We start from the raw sequence: 1,648 nt of genomic DNA on the forward strand, positions 1-1,648 counted from the left end.
CGGCGCTGGGCAGCGGCGTCACCGAAGCCGAGATCCGCGAGCACCTCGACTAGTCGTCGGCGGGCGCCGTCATGCTCGCCCCTTCGCCGAGCGCGCCTCCAGTCCGATTCTGAGCGCGTTTTTTGGCAGCGGTTGCACGTTCGGCGCCGGGCGCGGAGTCAGTCGGTGGCTTCCGGCGCCTGCAAGGCCCGGGCGAGTACGGGGTCCACCAACTCCCGCTGCCAGGGCCGGGCCTGCCCGGCGCGCAGGAACGTCTCGACGGCGTCCAACGGGTCGGGCGCGGGCGTCCAGTCCCAGCACAGCCGTCGCACCAGATCCGGCGACACCAGGTTCTCGGTGGGGACGTGGACCCGCTCGGAGACTTCGGACAGCGCCGAACGCGCGGCTTCCAGCCGGGCGGCGGCCTCCGGTTTGCGCCTGCTCCACCGCGCCGGCGGCGGCGGGCCGTTCGGCGGCTCGCTTTCGGTGGGTGGGTTCTTGGTCCGCCGGGCCTCGTCCAGCGCCGCCAGCCACGTCGCGGCGCTGCGCCGCTGATTGCGCCCGCCGAACACGGGCAACGCGACGAGCTCCTCGACGGTCGTCGGGTTGGCCAGGGCGGCATCGATGATGGCCGAGTCGGGCAGGATGCGGCGCGGCGCGATGTCGCGGCGCTGCGCGATCCGGTCGCGCGTCAACCACAATTCGCGGACCGCGGCCAGGCCACGCTGACCGCGCACCCGATGGATGCCCGACGTTCGACGCCACCGGTCCCGTCGCACCGCCGCACCCGGATCCTTGAGACCCGCGTCACGCAGGTAGTCGAATTCCTGTGCGGCCCAATCGGTTTTGCCCTGCTCGGCCAAGACGTCGGCCATCGCCGCGCGCAGCTCGATGAGCAGTTCCACATCCAGGGCGGCGTAGTTAAGCCATTCGGCGGGCAGGGGACGCTTGGACCAGTCGGCCGCGCCGTGGCCCTTGGCCAGCCCGAATCCCAGCAGCCGCTCGACCATCGTGGCCAGGTTCACCCGTTCGAACCCGGCCAGCCGACCGGCCAGTTCGGTGTCATACAGCGCCGGCGGCCGCATGCCCAACTCCGCCAAACACGGCAGGTCCTGATCGGCGGAGTGCAGGATCCATTCGTCGTTGCTGAGCACCTCGGCCACCGGCCGCAGGGTCTCGAGCGGGTCGGCGCCGTGACTCACCGGATCGATCAGTACCGTCCCGGAACCGGCCCGCCGGATCTGGATCAGGTAGGCCCGGTTGGAGTAGCGGAAGCCAGAGGCCCGCTCGGCGTCCACCGCGAAGGGCCCGTGCCCGCGGTCCAGTCGCTGCGCGGCGGCCTCGATCTCGTGGACGCTGACCGAGATGGGCGGGACGCCTTCGGCCGGATGCGGCAGCGGGGCGGGGTCGGGGTCGGCGCCCACGTCGCCGGGCGCGCTGCTGCCCGCCGCGTCGGCCGACGGTTCGGCCATGCTAGGCGCGTGACCGCGAGCTCAGGTCGGTGACTCCTGCGGGTGGCAGGCCCGCGGCGTGTTCCAATACCTCGCAGAACGCCTCGACATGCCCACCGACCGCAGGCGACGTTGCGGTCCATGACGCGCGCAGCTCGAGCTGGTGGGCGCGCGGCGGCCCGGAGATGTCTCCGTAGCGCACCGACGTGGTGGCGGTG

The 1,648-nt window shown here is 72.5% G+C and carries 2 protein-coding genes; both read right to left on the reverse strand.

Annotated features, from left to right (window positions below):
* Window positions 1-158: 158 nt before the first annotated feature.
* Window positions 159-1,451, reverse strand: coding sequence for a ribonuclease D (locus tag A5652_RS13235; RefSeq protein ID WP_067351642.1), 1,293 nt, complete (start codon window positions 1,449-1,451; stop codon window positions 159-161).
* A 1-nt stretch (window position 1,452) separates the two neighbouring features.
* Window positions 1,453-1,648, reverse strand: a 196-nt coding sequence (locus A5652_RS13240; RefSeq protein WP_156745315.1) for a DUF3000 family protein, incomplete at its 5' end; no start/stop codon positions are given.

The organism is Mycobacterium sp. 1165178.9 (assembly GCF_001673555.1).
In the GTDB taxonomy this organism is placed as follows: domain Bacteria; phylum Actinomycetota; class Actinomycetes; order Mycobacteriales; family Mycobacteriaceae; genus Mycobacterium.

Coding starts and splice junctions, on each gene's coding strand:
- A5652_RS13235 (WP_067351642.1), bottom strand. CDS start 1,451: ATGGCCGAACCGTCGGCCGACGCGGCGGGCAGCAGCGCGCCCGGCGAC.